This is a genomic window from Halomonas sp. 3A7M, assembly GCF_014897875.1.
In the GTDB taxonomy this organism is placed as follows: domain Bacteria; phylum Pseudomonadota; class Gammaproteobacteria; order Pseudomonadales; family Halomonadaceae; genus Vreelandella.
Genome location: NZ_JABUZD010000040.1, coordinates 1 through 21541 on the forward strand (window position 1 = coordinate 1; position 21541 = coordinate 21541).

At 53.6% G+C, this 21541-nt stretch carries 19 protein-coding genes and 1 pseudogene; 4 read left to right on the forward strand and 16 right to left on the reverse strand.

What is annotated here, in order from left to right:
• Positions 1 to 14: 14 nt before the first annotated feature.
• Both INT19_RS03120 and INT19_RS03125 read right to left on the reverse strand, forming a co-directional pair.
• A complete protein-coding gene (locus tag INT19_RS03120; RefSeq protein ID WP_226924461.1) occupies positions 15 to 1058 on the reverse strand; it encodes an AbgT family transporter in 1044 nt (347 codons plus the stop codon).
• Between the two features lie 63 nt (positions 1059 to 1121).
• The gene (locus tag INT19_RS03125; RefSeq protein WP_193059685.1) at positions 1122 to 2276 is read right to left on the reverse strand and encodes a M20 metallopeptidase family protein; all 1155 of its coding nucleotides are present in this window, start codon (positions 2274 to 2276) and stop codon (positions 1122 to 1124) included.
• A gap of 365 nt (positions 2277 to 2641) precedes the next feature.
• Here INT19_RS03125 and INT19_RS03130 point away from each other — a divergent pair, with 365 nt between their 5' ends.
• Positions 2642 to 3958: an MFS transporter gene (locus INT19_RS03130; RefSeq protein ID WP_193059686.1), complete on the forward strand. Its 1317-nt coding sequence runs from the start codon at positions 2642 to 2644 to the stop codon at positions 3956 to 3958.
• 199 nt (positions 3959 to 4157) lie between these two features.
• Here INT19_RS03130 and INT19_RS03135 read toward each other — a convergent pair whose 3' ends face one another.
• The 8 genes and pseudogenes from INT19_RS03135 to mapR all read right to left on the reverse strand — a co-directional run bounded on the left by INT19_RS03135 (position 4158) and on the right by mapR (position 11641).
• Positions 4158 to 5150, reverse strand: a complete 993-nt coding sequence (locus INT19_RS03135; RefSeq protein WP_264299075.1) for a sodium/glutamate symporter — start codon at positions 5148 to 5150, stop codon at positions 4158 to 4160.
• A 22-nt stretch (positions 5151 to 5172) separates the two neighbouring features.
• Positions 5173 to 5364 carry a sodium/glutamate symporter gene (locus tag INT19_RS19570; RefSeq protein ID WP_264298801.1) on the reverse strand — a complete coding sequence of 64 codons (192 nt, stop codon included), beginning with the start codon at positions 5362 to 5364 and terminating at the stop codon, positions 5173 to 5175.
• A 78-nt stretch (positions 5365 to 5442) separates the two neighbouring features.
• Positions 5443 to 6393: a formimidoylglutamase gene (hutG, locus tag INT19_RS03140; protein ID WP_319022010.1), complete on the reverse strand. Its 951-nt coding sequence runs from the start codon at positions 6391 to 6393 to the stop codon at positions 5443 to 5445.
• Complete coding sequence (locus tag INT19_RS03145) at positions 6390 to 7100, reverse strand: IclR family transcriptional regulator (protein WP_146944484.1); 711 nt, start codon at positions 7098 to 7100, stop codon at positions 6390 to 6392. Before INT19_RS03145 ends, hutG begins: the two co-directional genes overlap by 4 nt.
• Before the next feature lie 282 nt (positions 7101 to 7382).
• Positions 7383 to 7505, reverse strand: coding sequence for a DUF2474 family protein (locus tag INT19_RS03150; RefSeq protein WP_089040505.1), 123 nt, complete (start codon positions 7503 to 7505; stop codon positions 7383 to 7385).
• A gap of 54 nt (positions 7506 to 7559) precedes the next feature.
• A complete protein-coding gene (gene cydB, locus INT19_RS03155; protein ID WP_146944482.1) occupies positions 7560 to 8567 on the reverse strand; it encodes a cytochrome d ubiquinol oxidase subunit II in 1008 nt (335 codons plus the stop codon).
• Between the two features lie 17 nt (positions 8568 to 8584).
• A complete protein-coding gene (locus INT19_RS03160; RefSeq protein WP_193059687.1) occupies positions 8585 to 9994 on the reverse strand; it encodes a cytochrome ubiquinol oxidase subunit I in 1410 nt (469 codons plus the stop codon).
• Between the two features lie 250 nt (positions 9995 to 10244).
• Positions 10245 to 11641 (reverse strand): annotated as a pseudogene (gene mapR, locus INT19_RS03165) (GntR family transcriptional regulator MpaR).
• Between the two features lie 309 nt (positions 11642 to 11950).
• On the opposite strand from mapR, the gene ccoG reads away from it, so the two are divergent.
• The gene (gene ccoG, locus INT19_RS03170) at positions 11951 to 13414 is read left to right on the forward strand and encodes a cytochrome c oxidase accessory protein CcoG (RefSeq protein WP_193059688.1); all 1464 of its coding nucleotides are present in this window, start codon (positions 11951 to 11953) and stop codon (positions 13412 to 13414) included.
• A gap of 201 nt (positions 13415 to 13615) precedes the next feature.
• Here the strand turns inward: ccoG and INT19_RS03175 are convergent, their stop codons facing one another.
• Positions 13616 to 14539 (reverse strand): carbon-nitrogen hydrolase family protein, encoded by a 924-nt coding sequence (locus tag INT19_RS03175; protein WP_193059689.1) that lies wholly within the window; start codon positions 14537 to 14539, stop codon positions 13616 to 13618.
• Positions 14540 to 14608: 69 nt separating this feature from the next.
• Here INT19_RS03175 and INT19_RS03180 point away from each other — a divergent pair, with 69 nt between their 5' ends.
• Positions 14609 to 15544 (forward strand): LysR family transcriptional regulator, encoded by a 936-nt coding sequence (locus tag INT19_RS03180; protein ID WP_226912355.1) that lies wholly within the window; start codon positions 14609 to 14611, stop codon positions 15542 to 15544.
• A gap of 291 nt (positions 15545 to 15835) precedes the next feature.
• Here the strand turns inward: INT19_RS03180 and INT19_RS03185 are convergent, their stop codons facing one another.
• From INT19_RS03185 to INT19_RS03195, 3 genes are all read right to left on the reverse strand, one after another.
• On the reverse strand, positions 15836 to 16630 hold the full coding sequence (locus INT19_RS03185) for an IclR family transcriptional regulator domain-containing protein (RefSeq protein ID WP_193059690.1): 795 nt from the start codon (positions 16628 to 16630) through the stop codon (positions 15836 to 15838).
• 269 nt (positions 16631 to 16899) lie between these two features.
• Positions 16900 to 17076: a hypothetical protein gene (locus INT19_RS03190; RefSeq protein WP_193059691.1), complete on the reverse strand. Its 177-nt coding sequence runs from the start codon at positions 17074 to 17076 to the stop codon at positions 16900 to 16902.
• 378 nt (positions 17077 to 17454) lie between these two features.
• A complete protein-coding gene (locus INT19_RS03195; RefSeq protein ID WP_193059692.1) occupies positions 17455 to 18216 on the reverse strand; it encodes a M48 family metalloprotease in 762 nt (253 codons plus the stop codon).
• 246 nt (positions 18217 to 18462) lie between these two features.
• Between INT19_RS03195 and INT19_RS03200 the strand changes: the two genes are divergently transcribed.
• Positions 18463 to 19737, forward strand: a complete 1275-nt coding sequence (locus tag INT19_RS03200; RefSeq protein WP_193059693.1) for an O-acetylhomoserine aminocarboxypropyltransferase/cysteine synthase family protein — start codon at positions 18463 to 18465, stop codon at positions 19735 to 19737.
• A gap of 66 nt (positions 19738 to 19803) precedes the next feature.
• On the opposite strand, the gene INT19_RS03205 is transcribed toward INT19_RS03200, so the two are convergent.
• Both INT19_RS03205 and INT19_RS03210 read right to left on the reverse strand, forming a co-directional pair.
• Entirely contained in the window at positions 19804 to 20544 is a 741-nt protein-coding gene (locus INT19_RS03205; protein ID WP_193059694.1) for an HIRAN domain-containing protein, read from the reverse strand.
• Between the two features lies 1 nt (position 20545).
• The gene (locus tag INT19_RS03210) at positions 20546 to 21538 is read right to left on the reverse strand and encodes a hypothetical protein (RefSeq protein ID WP_193059695.1); all 993 of its coding nucleotides are present in this window, start codon (positions 21536 to 21538) and stop codon (positions 20546 to 20548) included.
• Positions 21539 to 21541 lie beyond the last annotated feature (3 nt).

Here is a 21541-nt window from a genome sequence, read left to right on the forward strand (position 1 = left end):
TCAGCCGCTTTCTTTTATACCCTGTGAGAAATCCGGGCTAGGGTAGGTGCTAAGTCACTGGCAGACTCCGCCATGCGTTGTGGTACATCACGGCTGCTGGTGATCTTGTCGGTGGTGATGCCGTATACCAAGCCAATAGTGACGAAGTAGCCAAACATCAGTGGCACGAGTGAGCGCAAAAAGGGCGAGGGGATCAAGCCGCCCTCTTCATTGCGCAGTGGTGATGCCTCGGGCACCACGGCGATTAAGATCAGCGCTAGGTAAATCAGTGTGGCAATACCTACCCGCTTTAGGCCGCGCTTTTCTGCGTCGGTTAATGCCGGTTTTATAATGTCAGTTTTAAAGTCTTTGCTTATCGGTAGGGTGCGTTGCAGCCTCGGCTCTACGATCTTATCGATGACTAACGTGCCAACAATTGCCAGCACAAACACTGAGCAGGCCACAAAGTAGTAGTTATCAACAGGTGAGACGTAGGCGTCTGGGTCTACCAAGCGTGCGGCCTCCGTGGTTATGCCAGCAAACAGCGCATCCCCGACGGTAATGAACAGGCTGGCATCAAACCCGGCGCCTGCCGCTGCGTAGGCGGCAGCTGCACCGGCGATTGGGTGACGGCCCACCGAGTAGTACACCATGGCGGCTAGCGGGATCAGGATCAGGTAGTTGGCATCGGAGGCAATACTGCCGCAAATACCCGCCATAAAAACGCAGAAAGTGAGCAGAGCGGGTGGTGCTTTCGCCACGCTCACCTGCATCAAGGTCGACATTAAGCCCACTTTATCGGCCAAACCAATGCCAAACATCACCACCAAAATAAGGCCGAGGGGAGGGAAGTTAACGAAGTTACTGACCACGCTGGTCAGCATAAACTCAATGCCATCAGCCGAGAGTAGACTGCGTACCTGCACCACTGCGTCGGTTTGCGGGTTAACCGCTGAAACGCCGAGTGCGGCAAGCAGGGCTGAGACGACCACAACTACGCCAGCCAAAATGACAAAGAGAATAAACGGGTGTGGGAGCTTATTACCCACACGCTCAATAGATGAAAGAACACCTTGCATCGTATTAATCCTTTTTACTTAACGTTATTTTTTTAATCGTAATAATGAGAGGCCTGCAGAGAATTACGCTCGTGCTAACAGCTCTTTTGCCAGCGCCACAAACATCCCGCCTGCGACCGGCAGAACAGCATCGTTAAAGTCGTAGTGCTCGTTGTGCAGATAGGCGCTATCGCCATTACCGACAAAGAAGAAACACCCCGGTACTTCCTGCAGGTAGAACGCGAAATCTTCGGCACCCATAGTGGGCATATAGTCCAGCTGCTGAATGTCGTGGCTTATTCCGTGCTTGTTGGCAACCGCTAACACACGTTCTGACCACGCAGGGTCGTTAACCAGGGGGGGCACCTGGTGTAGGTGTTCCAGATGAAACTGCGCACTGTGGGCTGCGCATACGCCAGCGGTTACCTGCTTAAGCTTGCCTGCAAGCGCTTCGCGTGAAGAGGGGCGGTCGCTGCGGATATTCACTAGCAGCTCGGCTTGGCCAGGAATCACATTTGCGGCATCGCCCGCATGGAAAGCAGCTACAGTGATCACGCCTGCTTCCAGCGGCGATTTGTGGCGGCCCACTAACCCTTGCAACTGCTGTACCAGCGATGCCCCGACATAAATAGGATCTACCGCCAAGTGCGGCATGGCGGCATGGCCGGAAATACCTTCGATAGTGATTTTATAAGTGTCGTTACCGCCCATAGCCGGCCCGGGTTTAACAAACAGTTGGCCTGTTGGGAAACCAGGGCGGTTGTGGTAGCCAAATATCGCGTCCACCTTGGGGTTTTCCAATACCCCTGCCTTGACCATGATGTCGGCACCATTGCCACCTTCCTCGCCAGGCTGAAATAGCAGTTTAATGTGTCCACACAGCTCGTCACGCAGCGCCATGATGGCCTCGGCAGCCAACAAAAGCGTGGCGGTATGCCCATCGTGACCACAGGCATGCATCAAACCTTGCCGTTGGGAGCGATGCTCAAATGTGTTGGCTTCCTTGATGGGTAACGCATCCATATCGGCGCGAAAGGCAATCACTGGGCCTTCGTGACCGGTCGCTAGCTCAGCCATAACGCCTGTAGTGGCAATACCTTCGGTAACGCGATAGCCAAGCGCTCTTAGCCGCTCCGCGACCAGCGCGGCGGTGTTATTTTCCTGGAATTTAAGCTCGGGCTGCTGGTGTAGCCGATGCCGCAAAGCAGTGGCTTCACTAACTTGTTTATCTGAAAACATTTCCTATCCCTACTGTTGTCGGTGCCTTTATTCGGCTTTTTGTAAGCTAAGCGACTTGGCGGGTAGAAAAGAGTCGTTTTAATGACAAATTTGTTGCTTTCAAAGCAACGGTGATGGGTTGATACAACCGAAGTGACTTCTTAGCGATGTTATCAACGCCCTTGGCAGCTAGCGGTGAAACTTTCAGTGTCACCTTCTTTTAATGCTTATTTTTAACTTAAGCATTCTGCGTATCGACTAAATCATACCTCTTTGCGGCAGCCACACAGCCGGAGATTGCAATCACCCAGCGAAGTAAGCTATTGGTGGCGCAGTTGATAGATCAGCTTGATGCACAAGACACACACGGCCGTGGAGTGCTCGGTATGAAAACCTTGTCGAACATGGGGTTCGCCCTATTTGGTGCAGCGCTGGTAGCGATTAGCTATGGACTTGCGCGCTTTGCGTTTGGTTTATTTGTGCCTTCCATTAGCGCCGAGCTAGAACTGACAGCGTACTTGATTGGCATTATTGGGGCGCTGCCGTTTATTAGTTTTGTCTTGGCGACGTTGTTCGCACCGCTTGCAGCCGATCGGCTCGGTGCGCGTAATTTAGCGGTGTTGTCAGGTGGATTTGGTGTGGCTGGCCTTGTCTTTATCAGCCAGTCTTCTGGCGCCTTATCGCTCGGCGTAGGTGTTTTTGTCTGCGGCATTTGTACCGGCTTGATGATGCCCGCTCTGACGGCTGCTATGCAGGCGCTGGTGATCCGAACAATGCATGGCCGCGTTAGCTCTATCATGAATGCTGGCACCAGTATTGGCATTATCGTAGCAGTGCCGACGGTCGTTTTCCTGGCCGATGCGTGGCGCTTTACCTACACTAGCTTTGCTGTTTTGGCAGGCTTAGGGGTCATTGCTGCCTGGTACTTTATTCCTTCGGTCTCTCGGGTTGTGCCAGCGAATGCGGCGCCGCCACCGCCAATCACGCGGCTACAGTGGTCGCGCCTTACCCGGCTATCACTCTTTGCTTTCGCTATGGGGTTTGTGTCTTCGCCGTTCTGGCTTTTTGCGCCTGATTTGGCCGTTACCCTTGGTGGGTTGCCTCCTAATCAAACTGGTTGGCTTTGGTTTGCCGTAGGACTTGCTGGGCTTGGAGGTGCCGTAGTGAGTGATTTGGCTGACCGTAATAACCCTCCTATTACGCAGGCATTAATGTTAATGATGTTGTCTTCAAGCTTGGTGTTGCTTGCTGCCAGTCCAGGCCAGTTAGCATTGGCGATATTTTCCGCCATGGTGTTTGGACTTGCTTACATGAGCTTAACGGGACTGTATCTGATGACGGGGATTCGGCTATTGCCGGGGCGGCTTTCCATGGGGCCAGTCTTGCCTTTTATGGCCTGTGCGCTTGGGCAGGCAGTAGGATCGCCGGTTGTTGGTATGCTGGTGGACGGCTTTGGTTATGCCTACGCATTTTCGCTATTTTCTGTCGTTGGTATTGTGGTGGCGATTATATCGCCAGCTTATCCTGGCCACATTGATTACTGGGCAGACTTGGTGGAAGAATCAGTTGAAGAAGAACCACTGCAAGAGGAGCAGTCCGCTGCTGAAGAGACGGGGCTTCAAGCAGCATATGATCACCAATTGCTGGATGAGAATGGCGAGCCCATCGAAGAGCCCGTTACTAAAGAGGATAACGTGTCCTAATGCGTTTCTGATTGGCGTTATACGGTCGAAAGCCATGGAGGAGTTGGAGCAGGTGCCTGGGGAGCGCAATTTGCCGCGAGGGTTTGCCTTCACCGGTAGCAGAGGTGTGGCTAGAGGTAATGAGTACCTTCGCGGCATCGGCGACAAAAACGACAACGCCAGCTGAATCCAGAGGCTAGCGTTGTCGGACGAACATTGATCAGGCGAAGGCGTTCAGACACCAGGTAATGGCGGGGATGGCGACAATATCGATCAGCACGGCGCCGCACAGCGGGACGATAATGAAGGCCTTATGCGACACCACACGATAGTGCTCGCACACCGCGCTCATATTCGCCACCGCATTGGGAGTAGCGCCTAGACCGTGGCCAATAAAGCCCGCGGTAAGCACTGCGGCGTCGTAGTTGCGGCCCAGCAGACGGAACAGCACCACCACGGCCAGGAAGACGATGGCCAAGGTCTGCACCAGCAGGATTAACAGCAGTGAGCCGCCCATCTCCTGGAGCTGCCAGATCTTAAGATTCATCATTGCCATGGTCAGGAAGACGCCCAAGGCTACGTCGCCCAGGGTGGCGAGGGCGTTGTCTGGCATGCTGACCCAGTGGAAGCGATCATTAAGATTGCGTAGCAGGATGGCGACAAACATGGCGCCCACATAACTCGGCAGGATGACCCCTAGGTGAGTTGACAGGGCCTCTTTGAACCACACTCCCAGTACCATGATCGGTACTACAACGGCCAGCACGCGCAGCAGGGTACGGCTGTCGATGGGCGCTTGGGTGGGGCGCTCCTCGGCTTGCAGTTTCTCCAGATCATGCACGTCCTCGGCGACAACCGGAATCTGCCGACGATCGATGATCCAGCGGGCGATGGGCGCGCCGATCACACCGCCGACAATCATGCCGAAGGTGGCAGAGGCAATGGCGGCAGTAGTGGCACCCTGGGCACCCAGGGCTTCCGCCTCAGGGCCAAAGGCCGCTGCTGCGCCAAAGCCGCCCTCTAAGGAGGTGGCTCCGGCCATCAGGCCGATCAGCGGGTCGAGGCCAAGCAGGCTGGCCATGCCAATGCCCACGCCGTTCTGCATCAGCGCCAGCAGCCAGCAGGCCACTAGATAGATGCCCAGCGCCTTACCGCCCTTCTTGAGCAGCGCCAGGCTTCCACCCAGGCCCACGGTGGTGAAGAAGGCGATCATCAATGGACTCTGCATCGCCGTGTCAAGGCTCGAAGGTAACCAAGCCAAGATCGCGCAGCAGCCAGGCCAGCAGGGCGAAGCCGAAACCGCCGATCACTGGGGTAGGGACGCAGAAGTGTTCCAGCCAGTTGAGCCGGCGCTTAAGCCCGGCGCCAAATGCAAGCAATATCAGCGCCAGTGCCGTGGTGGACACGGCATCCAGAGTAAAGTGCATGTTGATGCTCCATGAGTTGTTGTGTGCCGCTCAGGGCGGTCGGGTAGGGGTGGCCGTTGACGACCGGTTAATCGTTGGTTAGCGCGCCAGGCGCTCGACCAGACGGGCCGCCACACGGGCCGTTCGCGCGTCTATATCTAGGCTTGGATTGAACTCGGCTACGTCCACTACTGGCAGCGCAACGCGTGCGGCTAGATGATCAATGACATCCTCAACCAGGGACAGCTCGATGCCCCGGGCGGAAGGGGCGCTGACGCCCGGGGCAATCCAGGCTGGTAAGGCGTCTAAGCAGATGGTGAGGTAGAGCCAGTCGACCTGTGTCAGCAGCCGCTCCAGAGCGGCTTTCATCGCGGGGCTGTCCAGCGAGCGACACTGCTCGTCGAGCACCCACTCCACTCCCAGCGACTCGGCGCGGGCGAAAAGCGCTGGTGTATTGCCGCCACGACTCACGCCAAGGCAGGTGTAGTGGAAGTCGATGCCCGCCTCTTGGCACAGCTCGGCGCACTGCCGAAAGGGCGTGCCGGAGCTGGCGCGCTCGGCCTGGCGTAGGTCAAGATGAGCATCCAGGTTGAGAATGCCTAGGCGCGGCATCGTCGCCTGACGTTGGGCGTGAGCTAGCAGCCCCGAAAAGCTAGCGAAGGCGATCTCGTGGCCGCCGCCTAAGCCGATAACCCGATGCCCCTGTTCGAGCAGTTCGGACACCTGCCCGGCGAAGGCTTGCTGGGCGCTCTCTAGGTTGTCGCCTTGGCAGACCACATCGCCGGCATCATACAGCGGTGCCGTTAGGTGATAAGCCTGGTTAGCTAGCTGGCGACGCAGCGCCAGGGGGCCTTCACTGGCCCCCGTCCGTCCTTGGTTGCGGGCGACGCCAGCATCAGAGCAAAAACCTAACAAAGCGCGCCCCGGCGCCTTGGCCTGAGAAACCGGACGCATCACCTGATGCCAGCGCCGTGCGTCACCTGTCTCCGTGTTATCGACCCGGCCTTGCCAGGGCGCCATCAGCGCCGCCTCATTATCTGCTTGTGTCACTGCAGGAGTTCTCCTAATCGTTGTGCACTGAGGCGCGTGGCCTCGCTCAGGGCCTCGGCTCGGTCTTGAGCCCGGGCGCTGGGGGCCATCACACTGATCACAGCCTTAAGGCGACTGCGGCCGTTGAACACTGGCGCGCTGGCGCCCCACACCCCTTGATCTATTTCGCCCAGACTGATCGCTACGCCCTGCTGGCGAATAGCCTCAAGGCCGATCAGGGCATCGTCCCGCTCCGCCGCCGAGCGAAGCATCAGTGCCATTTGACGCTCTTCTTCGCTCATCCAGGCCAACAGCGCCCGAGCGCTGGCACCCTTGAGTAACGGTTGCACTTGGCCCCGGTGGTAGCAGCAGCGCAGCGGCTGTGGGCTATCGATCATCTCTACGCAGAGGGCGTGGTCACGTACTGCTATCAGCAGCGCTGAGCTCTCCTGGGTGGTCTCAGTCAACTCGATCAGCACCGGGCGAGCCCAGCGAAGCAGTTCGTTGTGGTGTTCGAAACCTTGGTGCAGACGCACCGCCTGAGGGCCTGGCGCATAGGTGCCACCCTCGCGCTCGCTGACTAGGCCCCAGGCCAAAAGTTGGCGCAGGTGGCGGTATGCAGTCGAGACTGGCTGAGCGGTTAGCTCGGCCAGCGACTTCACCGTCATTGCTTCTCCTTGATTGGCTAGGCAGCACAGCAGCGCCAGCATGCGGTCGGATGGCCCCATCGAAATTACCTCAAATTTTGATAAACGATACGCAGTAAAATAAGCAAAGGAAAAAAAAGTTATCAATTTTTGATAATTGTAATTCTTATACTTTGGTCTTGATGAAGGCGAGTGGGGAGTTGGAGGCGTGAAAGAGTAAGGGAGCTGCGCGATTTTTCGGCGGCATCAACAACGTCGGATTTTGTACAGCGGTGAATATTGTTCAGTGGCAGGCACGTTGCCATAGAGCATTCATAACCTATGACCCCATGCCTAATACGTTGACCAGACAAAGTCAGTCGTTTAGCTGGTTAAGCCCACTAGCCCCATCATGAGCTTAATTCCCAGTGAAAGCAGTAACAGAACACCAACACTCGACAACCAAAGGGTCATTAACCAGCCTAAACGCTTAGCGAGTGATTTCATTGCATTGCTCCTGTACGTTCCTTAATACCAGTACGTTGATCAACATCAGCTTGTTCAATGGTAGGCATCACCCGGCTTCACCTTGCCGCGGAAGACGTAGTAGCTCCATGCGGTGTACATCAAAATAATTGGTAAAATAAACAGTGTTCCCACTAAGGCAAAGCCTTGACTTTGGGGCGGAGCGGCAACCTGCCAGATAGATGCATTCGGCGGAATAATGGTTGGCCACAAGCTAATGCCCAAACCGCTATAGCCTAGAAAAACCAGCCCCAGTACCAAAATAAAGGGAAGCGCGTTGCGCTGATAAGTAATGGCACGCCACAGCCACCAGCCGGTGATAGCTACTAATAGCGGCACCGGTAAGAACCACAGTAGGTTGGGTAACGAAAACCAGCGTGACGCAATGTTTGGATAGGCCAGCGGTGTCCATACGCTTATCAGGGCGATCATAATGAGTAGCCCGATGATTAACGGTTTGGTGATCTGGTACATCCGTTGTTGCAAGAGCCCTTCAGTTTTCATAATCAGCCAAGTGCTGCCAAGCAGAGCATAAGCAAACAGCAAGCCGATACCGCAAAATAGCGAGAATGGCGTTAGCCAATCCAGCGCTCCTCCGCTGTAGTGAGTGCCGTCGAAAGCGATACCTTGAATATAAGCACCCAATGCAATGCCCTGGGCTGCCGTTGCCAGCAGCGAGCCGCCAATGAAAGCTTTATCCCATACATGCCGTCGCTCGGGGGAGGCCTTGAAGCGAAACTCAAAGGCGACGCCGCGAAAAATCAGCCCTAGCAGCATCACGATCAGCGGAATAGCCAGCGCTTCCAACACGACTGCGTAGGCGAGGGGGAACGCAGCAAACAACCCTGCTCCGCCTAGCACCAACCACGTTTCGTTACCGTCCCACACCGGCGCAACGGTGTTCATCATAATGTCTCGGTCTTGCTCGTTATGAACATGCAGAAAGAGCAAGCCAATGCCCAAGTCAAACCCATCCATGACTACATACATCATCAACCCAAACAGAATGATAATGGCCCAGGCGAGTGATAGATCAATTCCCATAGTGCACCCCGTTCTAATTAGTGAGTTGTGCTCAGCGTTTCATTGGCCGCCGAGAGAGGGCGAGCTGGCGTGCGATGATGGCCCGGGCCGCCTAGCGTAGGTGTGGAGGGCTCGCTTGGGCCTTTGTTTACCAAGTGCATCATGTACACAACGCCGGTGCCAAAAACCGCCAGATACACCACCACAAAAATAGTTAAGCTAATGCTGAGGTGAACAGCACTGTGCGCTGATGCTGCATCGGTGGTTCTTAATAACCCGTAAACTACCCAGGGTTGTCGGCCTACTTCTGTGGTAAACCAGCCCGCTAGCAGTGCCACCAGACCTGCTGGCCCCATGCATAGGGTGCAGATAAGAAATTTATGGGAGCCATAAAGTTGACCTTTGAGGCGCAGGATGTTGCCCACGATGGCAAGCAAAATCATTAATACGCCCAACCCCACCATCAAGCGAAAGCTCCAAAACACGATGGTCGAATTGGGTCTGTCTTGTGGGGCGAACTCTTTAAGGGCGGGCACCTGCTCGGTCAAACTATGTTTTAACAGCAGGCTTCCCAGCACAGGGATCTCCAGTTTGAAACGGGTTTCTTCGCGCGCCATATCGGGCCAGCCGAATAGAATGAGTGGGGTGGGCTCGCCGCTGCTGTTATCCCAATGCCCTTCGATAGCGGCGATTTTGGCAGGCTGATGTTTAAGCGTATTGAGGCCATGAAAGTCTCCCACCACAGCCTGTAGCGGAGCGGTGATTGCCAGCATAATGAGTGCCATGGAAAGCATCGTCCGTACCTCGGCAGACTGCTTACCCCGTAGCAGCAGCCAAGCGCTGGAGGCAGCGACGAATAAGGCTGTACTCAAAAAGGCGGCTAGGGCCATATGGGCAAGTCGATAGGGGAACGAGGGGTTAAAGACAATCTTCATCCAGTCAACTGGAATCACCGCGCCATTAACAATTTCGTGCCCTTGAGGTGTCTGCATCCAACTATTGGAGGAGAGAATCCAAAACATCGACACGATGGTGCCGAGTGCAACCATACAGGTAGCGAAAAAGTGTAAGCCTCGGCCGACACGTTCCCAGCCAAATAGCATTACGCCTAAAAACCCGGCTTCAAGGAAGAAGGCGGTAAGCACTTCATAGGTGAGCAAGGGCCCTGTGATGCTGCCTGAAAAGGCGGAAAATCCGCTCCAGTGGGTCCCAAACTGGTACGCCATCACAATGCCGGATACCACCCCCATCGCAAAATTAACGGCGAATATTTTTGACCAGAAATGGTAAAGAAGGCGATAGGTATCCCGTTGGGTTTTAAGCCAGAGACCCTCTAATACCGCTAAGTAGCTGGCTAGCCCGATGGTGATGGCAGGAAAGATAATGTGAAAGGAAATCGTAAAGGCAAACTGAATTCTGGCCAGGTCAACGGCCTCAATTCCGAACATGGTGCTTCCTCCGGTGACAGCCACCCTCTTTAACTCAATAGCGGGCCGGTATAGCCGCTGTGTGGCTTCATCGGAGTAGTCTATTGTCTGCTGTATTTCATAACAGACTCAGATTTTTATTAAACAACCATATCAGTTGATTGAGAGCGCCACGAGGTAAGCAACATGGCGGCAATAAGTTGTGACCGGTCTACTAGAATCGAGTTGTTAAAACAGGGCTGTTAAAATAGGGAGGATTAAAACAAGGGGGTTAAAAAAGAGTTAATAACTGCCCCAGGGTCATGCCCCGCTCGCTGCGTGCTGTCCACGGGTGGCCATAGCTTAAGCGTACACAGTGTCGGAACTGCTGGGTTGCAGAAAAAATGGGGCCTGGCGCTAAGCTAACACCGTGGTCGAGCGCCATGTTAAATAAGCGTAGTGAGTCAACTTTTTCAGGAAACTCTACCCATAAAAAGTAGCCGCCATCAGGGCGGGTAATACGCGTTTGGGTGGGAAAGTAGCGGTCTGCAGACGCCAGCATACTACCTTGTTGGGCTTCCAGAGCGTGGCGGAGCTTACGTAAGTGACGGTCATAGCCGCCGTGCTGTAAATAGTCGGCAATGGCTGCCTGCGCGGGAATGGAGGGCGAAATAGTCGTCATTAACTTCAGTCTTGAAATAGCTTCGGCGTAGCGCCCCCCGGCTACCCAGCCAACGCGATAGCCAGGCGCCAAACATTTCGAGAAAGAGCTGCAGTGAATCACTAACCCCTCATCATCAAACGCCTTCACTGGGGCAGGTGGCGTGCTGCCAAAGTAAAGCTCGGCATACACGTCATCCTCTAGCATAGGGACTTGGTGCTGCTTTAATAGTTGATAAAGGGTCTGCTTACGCTCATTGCTTAGGCTGGCGCCGAGCGGGTTTTGCAGATGACTCATAAACCAGCAGGCTTTGATAGGTAACGATGCTAGCCGCTCCGCTAACACATCAAGGTCGATACCCTCGCGCGGATGCACTGTGCACGCAGTTTTAGCCGCTCCAATACTTGCAGGCTGGCATAAAACGCCGGGGACTCAACCGCCACCAAATCGCCAGGTTGGGTCACGCACTGCAGGGCTAAGTTGAGCGCTTCCATCGCGCCATTGGTAATCACCAGCTCTTCCATTGGAAGCTGAATTCCCCCCAGCATGTAGCGCAGGGCGATTTGTCGGCACAGGTCGACATGCCCGGTGGTCATGTCGGCCACTACCTGCTGAGGAGAAAGCTCGCGCAGACCACGTGTCATGCTGGTGCTCAGCCGAGAAAGCGGGAAAAGCTCAGGGCTTGGGAAAGCTGACCCAAAAGGCACCGTTCGATCATCCTGCAGTGAGTCGAGCACCGAGAACACTAGCTCACTGACTTCTACTTCCGCGGGGTCAGTGGGCTGCAACGTCACACGTGGCTCGCCCAGCAAGCGCCGAGCATGTTCACGAACAAAATAGCCTGAGCGTGCTCGTGCCGTGATGAGACCGCGGTTTTCGAGTAAGTAGTACGCCTGAAACACCGTGGATGGGCTGATCCCATGGTGACGACTGGCCTAGCGAACCGAGGGAATTCGCTCCCCAGGGCCAAGCACGCCCTGACGAATCAACGTGGCGATCTCATCGGCAAATTGTTCGTAACGTTTCATGGGATAAACCGTCGGTGCGTTGAGGATAGCCCCAGGATACTCCATCACAGTTTTAAGTGGCACAAGTGAAACTCTCTGCTAGAGGGAAATGCCACTGTGACGCATGTGGGAAATTTAAAACAGGCTCAAATTCATTAATAAAAAGCATATCAGAAGGTGAATTTATAAGCTGTTTCGACGCAACTGATACGCAATATTTATCTAAAACTGCGCCTGTTTGTTAGTCAGCGTAGTGGGGATAGTGGTGGTTAATAATCGGCGACGCCCCTCGACCGTATGACCTCCACTCCCTCTATTCTGGATATCGGTATGACGCAACGCATTCCATTGCAAAACCTAACCACTGAGGCAGCGGTTGAATACCACTCGCCTTCTGCTAATGATTCCCGTCATCAGCCTGCTAGTAACAAGCCACCCAGTAATAAGCCATCCAAGCTTGGGCATATTTATGTGCGAGAAATTGGCGGCTTCTTTCAACGCATCCGGCGTTACTCAAACTGGTTGTTAATGGCGCTGTATTTTGGCTTGCCATGGGTTAATTGGGGGGACCGGCCTCTGGTATGGTTTGACCTTGCTGCCCAAGAGTTCCATATTTTTGCGGCGACGTTTTATCCACAAGACTTTATCTTGCTCACCTGGATCTTGGTGCTGTGCGCCTTTGGCTTGTTTTTGATCACGGTAGCGGCGGGGCGCGTGTGGTGTGGCTATAGCTGTCCGCAAAGCGTTTGGACCTTTCTGTTTATCTGGTTTGAGCATCGCTTGGAAGGGCCACGGCACCGTCGCATACGTCGTGATAACGCATCACGTACCTTTGACACGCTGTGGCGCAAAACCGCTAAACATGCGGCTTGGTTGCTGATCGCGCTGGCAACGGGGATCGCCTTTGTCGGTTACTTCACGCCGATTAGAGCGTTGGTGGTGGACTTTGTCAGCTTGAATGCGCACCCCTGGGCGCTATTTTGGATCGGCTTCTTCACGGTTTTTACATACCTGAATGCGGGTTGGCTACGCCACCAAGTCTGCCTCCATATGTGTCCTTACGCGCGTTTTCAGTCGGCAATGTTCGACGCTAATACACTGATTGTTTCTTATGATGCTGCGCGTGGTGAGCCTCGCCGTAATCATCATCAAAAAGCTGCTAAGACATCCAGTGTTGGTGACTGCATCGATTGTGAGCTGTGTGTTCAGGTATGCCCAACAGGGATCGATATTCGTGATGGGCTGCAGTACGAATGCATTGGCTGCGCCGCGTGTATTGATGCCTGTGACAGCGTCATGGCACGGCTTAATAAACCGCTTGGCCTCGTACGCTATACCACGGAGCGCGCGTTGGAGGGAAAAGGCACCCGTTTCTGGCGCCCTCAACTGATCGCTTATGCTGTGGCGTTGCTCTCTATGGTGGCGCTACTCGTTGGCTTCTTGAATACCCGAGTACCCATTGATGTTGATATTGCGCGAGATCGCCAAGCGTTGTTTGAAGGCACCGAAAGTGGACGCATCGTCAACTACTACAACGTAACGCTGCGCAATCAAGATACCGATCCTCACCGCTATGTGTTAACGGCATCCGGCTTGCCAGGGCTGCGCTTACAAGGCATGGAAACCATTGACGTAGAGGCTAACGAGACTCGCCGCTTACGGGTTGCTCTCAGCGCCGATGAGGGTGTTTTGACTCAACCCAGCCACCCCATTGAGCTGCGCTTTACATCGCTGGAAGAACCATCGGTAACGCGTGTTAGTGAAACGCGTTTCCTGGGGCCGTCGAGCAAATAGTAACAAAGCATAGAGTTCTGAGTGACTACTTACTCAGAACTCTATAAAACTTACTCTGCGAACTATTTGTTAAGTATCACTAGGCAGTCAGTTGCTGAGCGTCACTACGCATATGTCCTGGCGGTGCGTTTAATGGCTAACGCTACCTGGGATAGGTGCAGTTCATCTTACCCACGTAACGTCTGCCAGTGGCACAGACCGTTAGCAATTAAAGACGACCCCCTGCTTTGGCCGCTCATCGACGGTTAGCTCGAATACATCAGGGCGGGAGTAATGCCCAACAACATCAAAGTCATAGCGTGCCTGAATGAGTTGGGCGGTATCTACCTGCGCTGTTAGCAAGCCTGCCTGTTCGCGCATCGGTCCTGCAAGCACGTCTCCTAACGGGCCAACGATCAGACTGCCGCCGCGAATCAGCGGGCGATTGCTGTCCCAATCTGCTACTTCAATGCCAAGCTCGGCGGGAGAGGGTTGGATCTGACAGGCGCTAACGACGAAACAGCGCCCTTCGTGGGCGATATGGCGCATGGATGCTTGCCAGACATCGCGTTCATCCACTGTGGGGGCGCACCATATTTCAACCCCCTTGGCGTACATAGCGGTGCGCAGCAACGGCATATGATTTTCCCAGCAGATAGCGGCACCTGCAGTCCCTGCTTGGGTATTCACAGTGGTTAGGGTGGAGCCATCACCTTGAGCCCAAATCAATCGTTCTGTGCCTGTTGGCATCAGCTTGCGATGCTTGCCGATAAGCCCCTGTTCAGGGTCGAAGAATAGCGCTGAGCAGTAGAGCGAGCTGCCATCACGCTCAATAATGCCTACCACGAGGGTTGCCCCGGTACGCGCCGAGAGATCAGCAAGAGCTTCTGTTTCAGGGCCAGGAACATCAATTGCGTTAGCAAAGTAAGCGGCGAAAGCGTCACGGCCCTCGGGCAGCCGGTAGCCAAGCCGAGTGCCGAAAATCTCCCCTTTGGGATAGCCACCGAGTACGGCTTCGGGCAACACCACTAAGGTGGCACCCGCTTCAATAATGGCAGACTCATAGGAGAGGATGAGATCGAGTGTAGCGGCTTTGCCTGAGGGGAGTGAGCCGATTTGGAGAGCGGCAACGGTCGTTTGCGTCATGCTGGGTACCTTTGGGAAAAACGCGTCAAAAGTTGATAACAAAAAATGCTATAAGCTATAGCGATATTAATGAAGATAGGCTTGTTTCTGTTTGTTATGAATAAAGTTGATATCGCAAAAACGGACCTGAACTTACTCAAGGTATTTGAAGCTCTCTATGAAGAGGGCGGTGCGAGTCGCGCAGCAACGCGGCTAGGGTTGACCCAATCGGCGGTGAGTGCGGCATTAAAGCGCTTGAGAGACGTTTATGGTGATCCGTTGTTTCTGCGCACCGGGCGCGGGCTGGCGCCGACCCTGCTTGCTCAACAGTTGAAGCTCGTTGTTTCAGAGGCGCTGCAAAAAATCCGCCAAAGCCTTGCCATGGTGTCGCCATTAGGACGCAGTTTCGAGGGGCGGTCTGTGACAGTTGGTCTTTCCGATGACTTTGAAATCGCCATTGGATCACGTCTGATCGAGCGTGCGGCGCACGCAATGCCCGGCTTACGCCTGGTTTTCCGGCAAGCTCACAGCCAAGTGGTCGCTGATGCCCTGGCAGGACGAAACTTGGACTTGGCGATTAGCTCAGGAGGATTGGCAAGAAGTGGCTTGAGCCGATGTCTACTCGGTGAGGCGAGTTACGCCTGTGTAGTGGATCCTGAACACTGGGCGACAGCAGTGCTAGATATCGAAGGCTTCGTTTCCGCTGAGCATATCCTGGTGTCATCGGGTGGTTTTGTGGGTATCGTCGACGAAGTATTGGCAGAACGGGGACTGTCGCGCCGCGTCGTCGCTGCCACAACGCATTTTGCTGCCTTGCCCTACTTACTGAAAGGGACGTCGGCGATTGCCACCATACCGGCGCATGCTGCCACTTCAATTGCTGCCATGACAGGGCTGAAGGTGCTGCCCTGTCCGCTACCGTTGGGCCATTTTTCGGTTGAGCTAGGGTGGAGAACGGCTGATGGGAATGATGTGTTACTAAAGGCAATACGCCCGTTGGTAGAGGAGTGTTTTCATTCTATTTAGTCAATGTGGCGAGATGGAGAGGGAGACCGGTTAGCTGTGCCGGCTTCCAAGGTGGCGTTGGCGTCACTCATGCGTGGATATTGGTGGTTCAGGAGAGGCGCCGGCTAAGTAGTGGGGACTACTTGATCGAGTCACAATTGAGAGCGTGTAGCGACGTTTAGCATATTGATGTCGTGGTCTCTTCTGCAACCGTCTTGATGTCAACAGGCAATAGACAAGCCCTCCCAGACATCCAAAGACGAGGACTTGCCGTTTGACCATAGCCTGAACCATCTTAAGCATTCATTTTGGCTACACACTCACCGATTGGCGAATGAGCTGTGCTTTTTCCATCAATAACGGCCGGTAAGTTTCTAGCAGCGTAGGCATATCCACGCGGGCGGCATTGGTACTGATATTCATCGCGCCGACCAGTTTCCCATGGGTATCAAATACGGGTACAGCAATCGAGCGCAGACCGGAATCCAACTCTTGATCGGTAATCGCATAACCCTGTTCCCGCGCTTGCTGAATCGCCGCTTTTAGTGATGCGCTATCGGTAATAGTTTTGTCGGTATAGCGCGTTAAGGTGAGCTGGCTCAGGTAGTTATCCAGCTCGCTATCCGGCAACTGGGCAAGGAGCACTCTACCCATGGATGTGTATGCCGCTGGTAGGCGGGTGCCGACGGAAAGCGTGATTGCCATTAAGCGGTGTGGAGCAGCTGAGCGGGCCAGATAGATAACGTCGTCACCATCGAGCACTCCAAGCGATGAAGACTCACCACACTGGCGGGTAATATCCTCCAGGTACTGCTGAATGACGCCTCGGTAATTATTAGACGCTAAATAGGAGTAGCCCAGCTGTAGCACTTTGGGGGTTAGCTCGAAGTAGCGTTGCTGTTTGCGTACATAGCCAAGGGCGTGGAGCGTCAGTAAAAATCGCCGTGCTTTCGCGCGGTTCATTCCTGTGCGCTCGGCGACTTCGCTGAGCGTCATCCGCGTGTGCGTCTCATCAAACGCCATCACGACTTCCAGCCCGCTAGCCAGAGCGGCAACAAAATCACGATCCGTCGGCTTTAAAGCATCTTCTGGTAGGGTATTACTCATGAGTGTCTCGGCTGCGTCGATGTGGATACGAGGCGAGAAAATAACATTTTGTTCGAATGGCGAACAACAAGAGACGTTTCTTCGTGGTGAATTGGAGTTAACTTACGGGGGCTTAATAAAGACCTAACAGCAAGTCTCTAGAGATTACTAGCGAGCATTTGCATCTATGCGGGGGGCATCGGTGCTCATATACCGCTCTTTCCATCGATGAAAAAGGTGGACCAAAAGGCCCACCCATTAGCAAATTCCTGATTTAGGAAGGTTGCTGATTACTTCGAATTTCTAATTGGTAACTCAGCAGCACTGAACGTGCTCGCGTCGGTTTGGTGTTGCGCTGATGAATCAGGGTAGGAGATCTTATTGGCTTCACCAGAGCCGCGCTCGGCAAGTGCTGCACCAGAGAATAAAATTAGAGCGGCGGCGGCTACTGTATTGATTAACTTCATAACTTTTAACCTCACGTTAAATAAAACGTCGCTACATTTGCGATGACTGTTCATCGCTATAGGACGACGAGAGATATTGTAAGCAGGCTAACATAATTATAAAATTGATTAAAAATACTCGAACCATTCTATTATTTAGAATGTTTTTTGAGAGGGCTAGGATTGGCCACTAACGCACAAAAACGAGGTGCGACGGGTGAAACGTCACGCGGCTCCCGTGAGGGCAAACGGCTGCTTTGTGTTGGGTAGTGGGTGGTAGGGGGCAAATGGTCGCGAACAGGCTAATGCCGTTGCCAAGCAAGACCGAGAGGCGCTTACTTGGCAAGGCAATGGAGTAGCGAGCGTTGAAGTAATACGTGGTGAAGCAGTAGGCTGCGCTTAGTTTAGCGTAGCTTCAAGGCGCTCGGCCCGTTCACCCGGGGCGGGGTGGCTGGAGAAAAAGCTGCTGTTGTTGCCGTATGCTGCTTCCAATTTGCGTAGCGCAGTCAGGGAGGCTTCTGTATTCAGGTTGTACTGCTGCATCAGCTCAACAGCGTAGTCATCAGCTTCATTTTCCTGACGTTGAGAGAACTGGGCATTCACCAGTTTTTCGCCCAGCTCACCAAGTTGAGAGCTTGACAGTGCCGCTGCAGTAGCACTTCCGCTGGCAGCGGCGGCTTCACGCGCAGCCGATGCTGCGTAAGCAACTTGGAAAGCACGCTTGGAGTGTCCTAGCGCCACGTGGCCAATTTCATGAGCGATAACGTAACGCACTTCGTCGTCTGTCATTGCGTCCATTAGGCCGGTATGTAACCGGATAGAGCCGTTGGGTACCGCAAAAGCGTTGATGTCATCCAACTGATAGACATTGTACTCAAGATCGTTTCCGTCGATATTTTCCCAACCCTGGGTCAGGCTTGCCAGCCGCTCGGCATATTGACTGTCACTGGCGACAAGCTGGTTTTCGGCATCAAGCTGGGCAATCGTTTGATCGCCTAGTTGTTGCATCTGTTCGTCACTCATGGTGACAGCGCCTGCTAGGCCGGTGCCAGCGGAGAGCATACCGCCCATGTCTGCACCTGATTGACAGCCGCTGAGAGTGAGTACGGCAGCTAAACCTAAGGTGCAGGACGTTTTGCGTACTAGAGGCGTTGTTTGCATCGCCAGTTCCTTTGTCGATAGGTATGAATAAATGATGGAAGTCGTGAGTCTAACATGAGGCTTATTTTAACAGGCTAATTATACTGTACATCAATAGGTGGCTCTATACTTCTAGCAATATATGGGGAGAGATAAGTGCAATATCTGACATATCAGGATTATTACCTCGACTAAACGACGTTGGCCTTCAGAGTGGCGCTTGTTTAGGATCAAGGGTGACTCTTCATCAACTAGCGAGCCGTTCTTATGAAGCCTGAAACCATTGCCCTCCACCATGGCTATGCGCCTGATTCACAAAACGCTGTTGCTGTGCCGATCCACCAGACCACGTCGTTTTCATTTGATAGCGCCCAGCACGCGGCGGATCTGTTTGATCTGAAAGTGGAAGGAAATATTTACTCGCGCATTATGAACCCAACCTGCGCCGTGCTGGAGCAGCGGGTGGCCGCGCTAGAAGGTGGCATTGCAGGGTTGGCAGTGGCGTCTGGTATGGCGGCGATTACCTATGCGATCCAAACCATCGCTGAAGCGGGCGATAATATCGTCTCGATTAGTGAGCTGTATGGCGGCACTTACAACTTGTTTGCCCACACTTTGCCACGCCAAGGCATCCAAGTACGGTTTGCCGATAAAGATGATATCGACGGCATCGAAGCGTTAATTGATGAGCGTACCAAAGCGGTGTTTTGCGAGAGCATCGGTAACCCATCCGGTGGCGTGGTGGACCTGAAAAAGCTAGCTGACGCGGCACATCGCCATGGGGTGCCGGTGATTGTTGATAACACCACCGCTACGCCGTTTTTATGTCGTCCCATTGAGCACGGAGCGGATATTGTCGTTCACTCGGCCACGAAATATATCGGTGGCCACGGCACCACGGTGGGTGGTGTGATTGTCGATTCAGGCACATTCCCCTGGGCGGAAAATGCCAGCCGTTTCCCGCTACTAAACGAGCCAGACATCTCCTATCACGGTGTTAGCTATACCCGCGATGTAGGCGATGCTGCCTTTATTGCCCGTGCCCGCGTGGTGCCGCTGCGCAACATGGGCGCGGCGCTTTCTGCCCAGGCGGCCTGGAACCTGCTTCAGGGGCTGGAAACGCTGTCACTGCGTATTGAACGCATTTGTGCCAATGCGTTAGCCGTTGCCAAGCATTTGGAAAACCATCCGCTGGTGAAATGGGTGCACTACGCGGGCTTGGAAAATCACCCTGACCATGCGCTGGCCAAGCATTATATGAACGGCCATGCCTCGGGAATTCTTAGCTTTGGTATTGAGGGGGGCCAGGCAGCCGGTGAGCGTTTCTACGATGCCCTGGCGCTGATTCTGCGTTTGGTTAATATCGGTGATGCTAAAAGCTGCTCTTCGATTCCAGCATCTACCACGCACCGCCAGTTAAATGAGCAGGAGTTAAAGGCCGCAGGCGTTACGCCGGATATGGTGCGCTTGTCGATTGGCATTGAGCATATCGACGACCTGTTAGCAGATATTGATCAAGCACTGGCGGCTTCTCAAGGGTAGTTCTGTTTGCCCCCACCGCTTCATAAGCCAAGAGGTGGGGGCCTTAGGTAGAACAGATGAGTTGAACTAAGCCTGCATTTTTAGTGCTTGGATAGGTAGGTCGCCCTTTAAAATACGCGTCAAAACATAGACAAGCGGGCGTTCTGATGTTCCGTTGGTACGGAATACTTCCCCTTCAAGGATTGCGCCCTCTGCTAACATACGGTGAAGCATGTCGAGGTGTCCTCTGGGCACATAGCCCAGCTTGTGCCCGGCGCTTGCGATGCAAATGGCACCAGTGTCTACAGGGTTTTCAGGTTCGGGAAGAAATTGGATACTGCCACCTACCTGTAAATCAGTTATCTCAAGCTGTGACTCATGACGGAACCCAGCGATTTCGATTAATACCTCGAAGGCCTCAGGTGGGTTGTCGAAAGGGTGAACAACTTCAAAACCGTCATTGGGTAGTTTTGCGCCACTGTAGCCCAGCAAGGCGAAGTCGCTAATAGTAGCATTCGCTGGAATGGCGCGTAGCTCGAGATAGCGCCCAAAGTCACGGCGACTGCGTGGCGGCAAGCGGCGAGTGAATGCTTCCAGCACTTGGTTGCTGTACTCAGTTTTCTTTAGAGGAAATGCCGGGTAGCCTCTAAAGCCCATACGTTTTGCTTCGACCATCTCAGAACTATTTAGGTCGTACAGGAGAACCACTTTACCGTCCCGCTTGATCAGTTCCCCCACTAAATAGCGAGAGCGGCTTGTGCTCTCACGCGCCTGCCAATAAAGCAGCAGCCGGTGTGGTTCCACTAGATGTTCGATTAAGCGGGTCATACTATTTCTCCAGGGCCTGCAGCAGGCGCTCTCTCCTTGTCAGAGTCAAAAACGCTACGAAGTCAGCACGCTGTTGGGTAAAGGGGTGTGGGAGGTCAAAGCAAGTTAGGTAATTCAGAATTTTTCTAAGGTCATCATCGCACCAACGCTGCAATCGTTCTATCAGTATTGGACGCGCGATAGGGAACTGTTGGCAATATTGTGCAACACCCTGGATTAGCGGTAGACGGTTTTGGTCTTCTTTAGCCCATCGCATGTGGTGTCGGCCTCTTCTAAGGTAAGCATTTAGCTGGTGGGAATCATGCATCATGCTTTGCATTTTACGCGACTGTAATTCATGTCCCAAGCTAGTGCCATTATCAAAGTAAGGCGTATAGCGTGCGGATGGGCCATTTTCTCCCCAAATGACTCCCCAGTTCTCCTGATGGCGATCAGTATTGCCAATTAACGCATCGAAACATAGGCAAAGTCCCCAGTACTCTCTCCAGTCATCAGCCAGCCACCCGCCTCTCTCTAACAAGCGACTTAACTCAATAATAGTGGTTAAGTTGTGCTGTCTACCTTTATCTCTATCGAACCCTGATATGCGACGTTGCAAGTAATCTCCGCCTGGAAAGTAGCGAGCCTCCTTACTATCTGCATAGCCAATAAACCACTCGTTAACGGTGCCTGGTTCGTTTCGAACAGAGTCAATTGCAATAAAAACGGGTGGCAGTGTAAGACCCATTAATCGACCGATATGAAAAGCGATCACTTCAGCCCAGTATTGATTTGGATAACGGGGCTTGTCTGAATTTTTCGCACTTTTTATAGCTTCTTTGAATAAATATCGATGCCCAGGCAGGCAGAAATCATATGGGGGGGAGGCAGGGCAGACGCGGAGCGATTTATCACGAGCGCCGACTGGGAAAACTTCATAATCTCTGTGAACATCCCAACCCGTGATGTCGATCACTTGGTCTGGTCTTTGGAAAATGCCTTCACGATTAATCATGGT

Excerpts from the sequence above, each read along its gene's own strand:
- INT19_RS03120 (WP_226924461.1), bottom strand. The coding sequence starts at position 1,058 with ATGCAAGGTGTTCTTTCATCTATTGAGCGTGTGGGTAATAAGCTCCCA.
- INT19_RS03125 (WP_193059685.1), bottom strand. The coding sequence starts at position 2,276 with ATGTTTTCAGATAAACAAGTTAGTGAAGCCACTGCTTTGCGGCATCGG.
- INT19_RS03130 (WP_193059686.1), top strand. The coding sequence starts at position 2,642 with ATGAAAACCTTGTCGAACATGGGGTTCGCCCTATTTGGTGCAGCGCTG.
- INT19_RS03135 (WP_264299075.1), bottom strand. The coding sequence starts at position 5,150 with ATGATCGCCTTCTTCACCACCGTGGGCCTGGGTGGAAGCCTGGCGCTG.
- INT19_RS19570 (WP_264298801.1), bottom strand. The coding sequence starts at position 5,364 with ATGCACTTTACTCTGGATGCCGTGTCCACCACGGCACTGGCGCTGATA.
- INT19_RS03145 (WP_146944484.1), bottom strand. The coding sequence starts at position 7,100 with ATGGGGCCATCCGACCGCATGCTGGCGCTGCTGTGCTGCCTAGCCAAT.
- INT19_RS03150 (WP_089040505.1), bottom strand. The coding sequence starts at position 7,505 with ATGAAATCACTCGCTAAGCGTTTAGGCTGGTTAATGACCCTTTGGTTG.
- cydB (WP_146944482.1), bottom strand. The coding sequence starts at position 8,567 with ATGGGAATTGATCTATCACTCGCCTGGGCCATTATCATTCTGTTTGGG.
- INT19_RS03160 (WP_193059687.1), bottom strand. The coding sequence starts at position 9,994 with ATGTTCGGAATTGAGGCCGTTGACCTGGCCAGAATTCAGTTTGCCTTT.
- ccoG (WP_193059688.1), top strand. The coding sequence starts at position 11,951 with ATGACGCAACGCATTCCATTGCAAAACCTAACCACTGAGGCAGCGGTT.
- INT19_RS03175 (WP_193059689.1), bottom strand. The coding sequence starts at position 14,539 with ATGACGCAAACGACCGTTGCCGCTCTCCAAATCGGCTCACTCCCCTCA.
- INT19_RS03180 (WP_226912355.1), top strand. The coding sequence starts at position 14,609 with ATGAAGATAGGCTTGTTTCTGTTTGTTATGAATAAAGTTGATATCGCA.
- INT19_RS03185 (WP_193059690.1), bottom strand. The coding sequence starts at position 16,630 with ATGAGTAATACCCTACCAGAAGATGCTTTAAAGCCGACGGATCGTGAT.
- INT19_RS03190 (WP_193059691.1), bottom strand. The coding sequence starts at position 17,076 with ATGAAGTTAATCAATACAGTAGCCGCCGCCGCTCTAATTTTATTCTCT.
- INT19_RS03195 (WP_193059692.1), bottom strand. The coding sequence starts at position 18,216 with ATGCAAACAACGCCTCTAGTACGCAAAACGTCCTGCACCTTAGGTTTA.
- INT19_RS03200 (WP_193059693.1), top strand. The coding sequence starts at position 18,463 with ATGAAGCCTGAAACCATTGCCCTCCACCATGGCTATGCGCCTGATTCA.
- INT19_RS03205 (WP_193059694.1), bottom strand. The coding sequence starts at position 20,544 with ATGACCCGCTTAATCGAACATCTAGTGGAACCACACCGGCTGCTGCTT.
- INT19_RS03210 (WP_193059695.1), bottom strand. The coding sequence starts at position 21,538 with ATGATTAATCGTGAAGGCATTTTCCAAAGACCAGACCAAGTGATCGAC.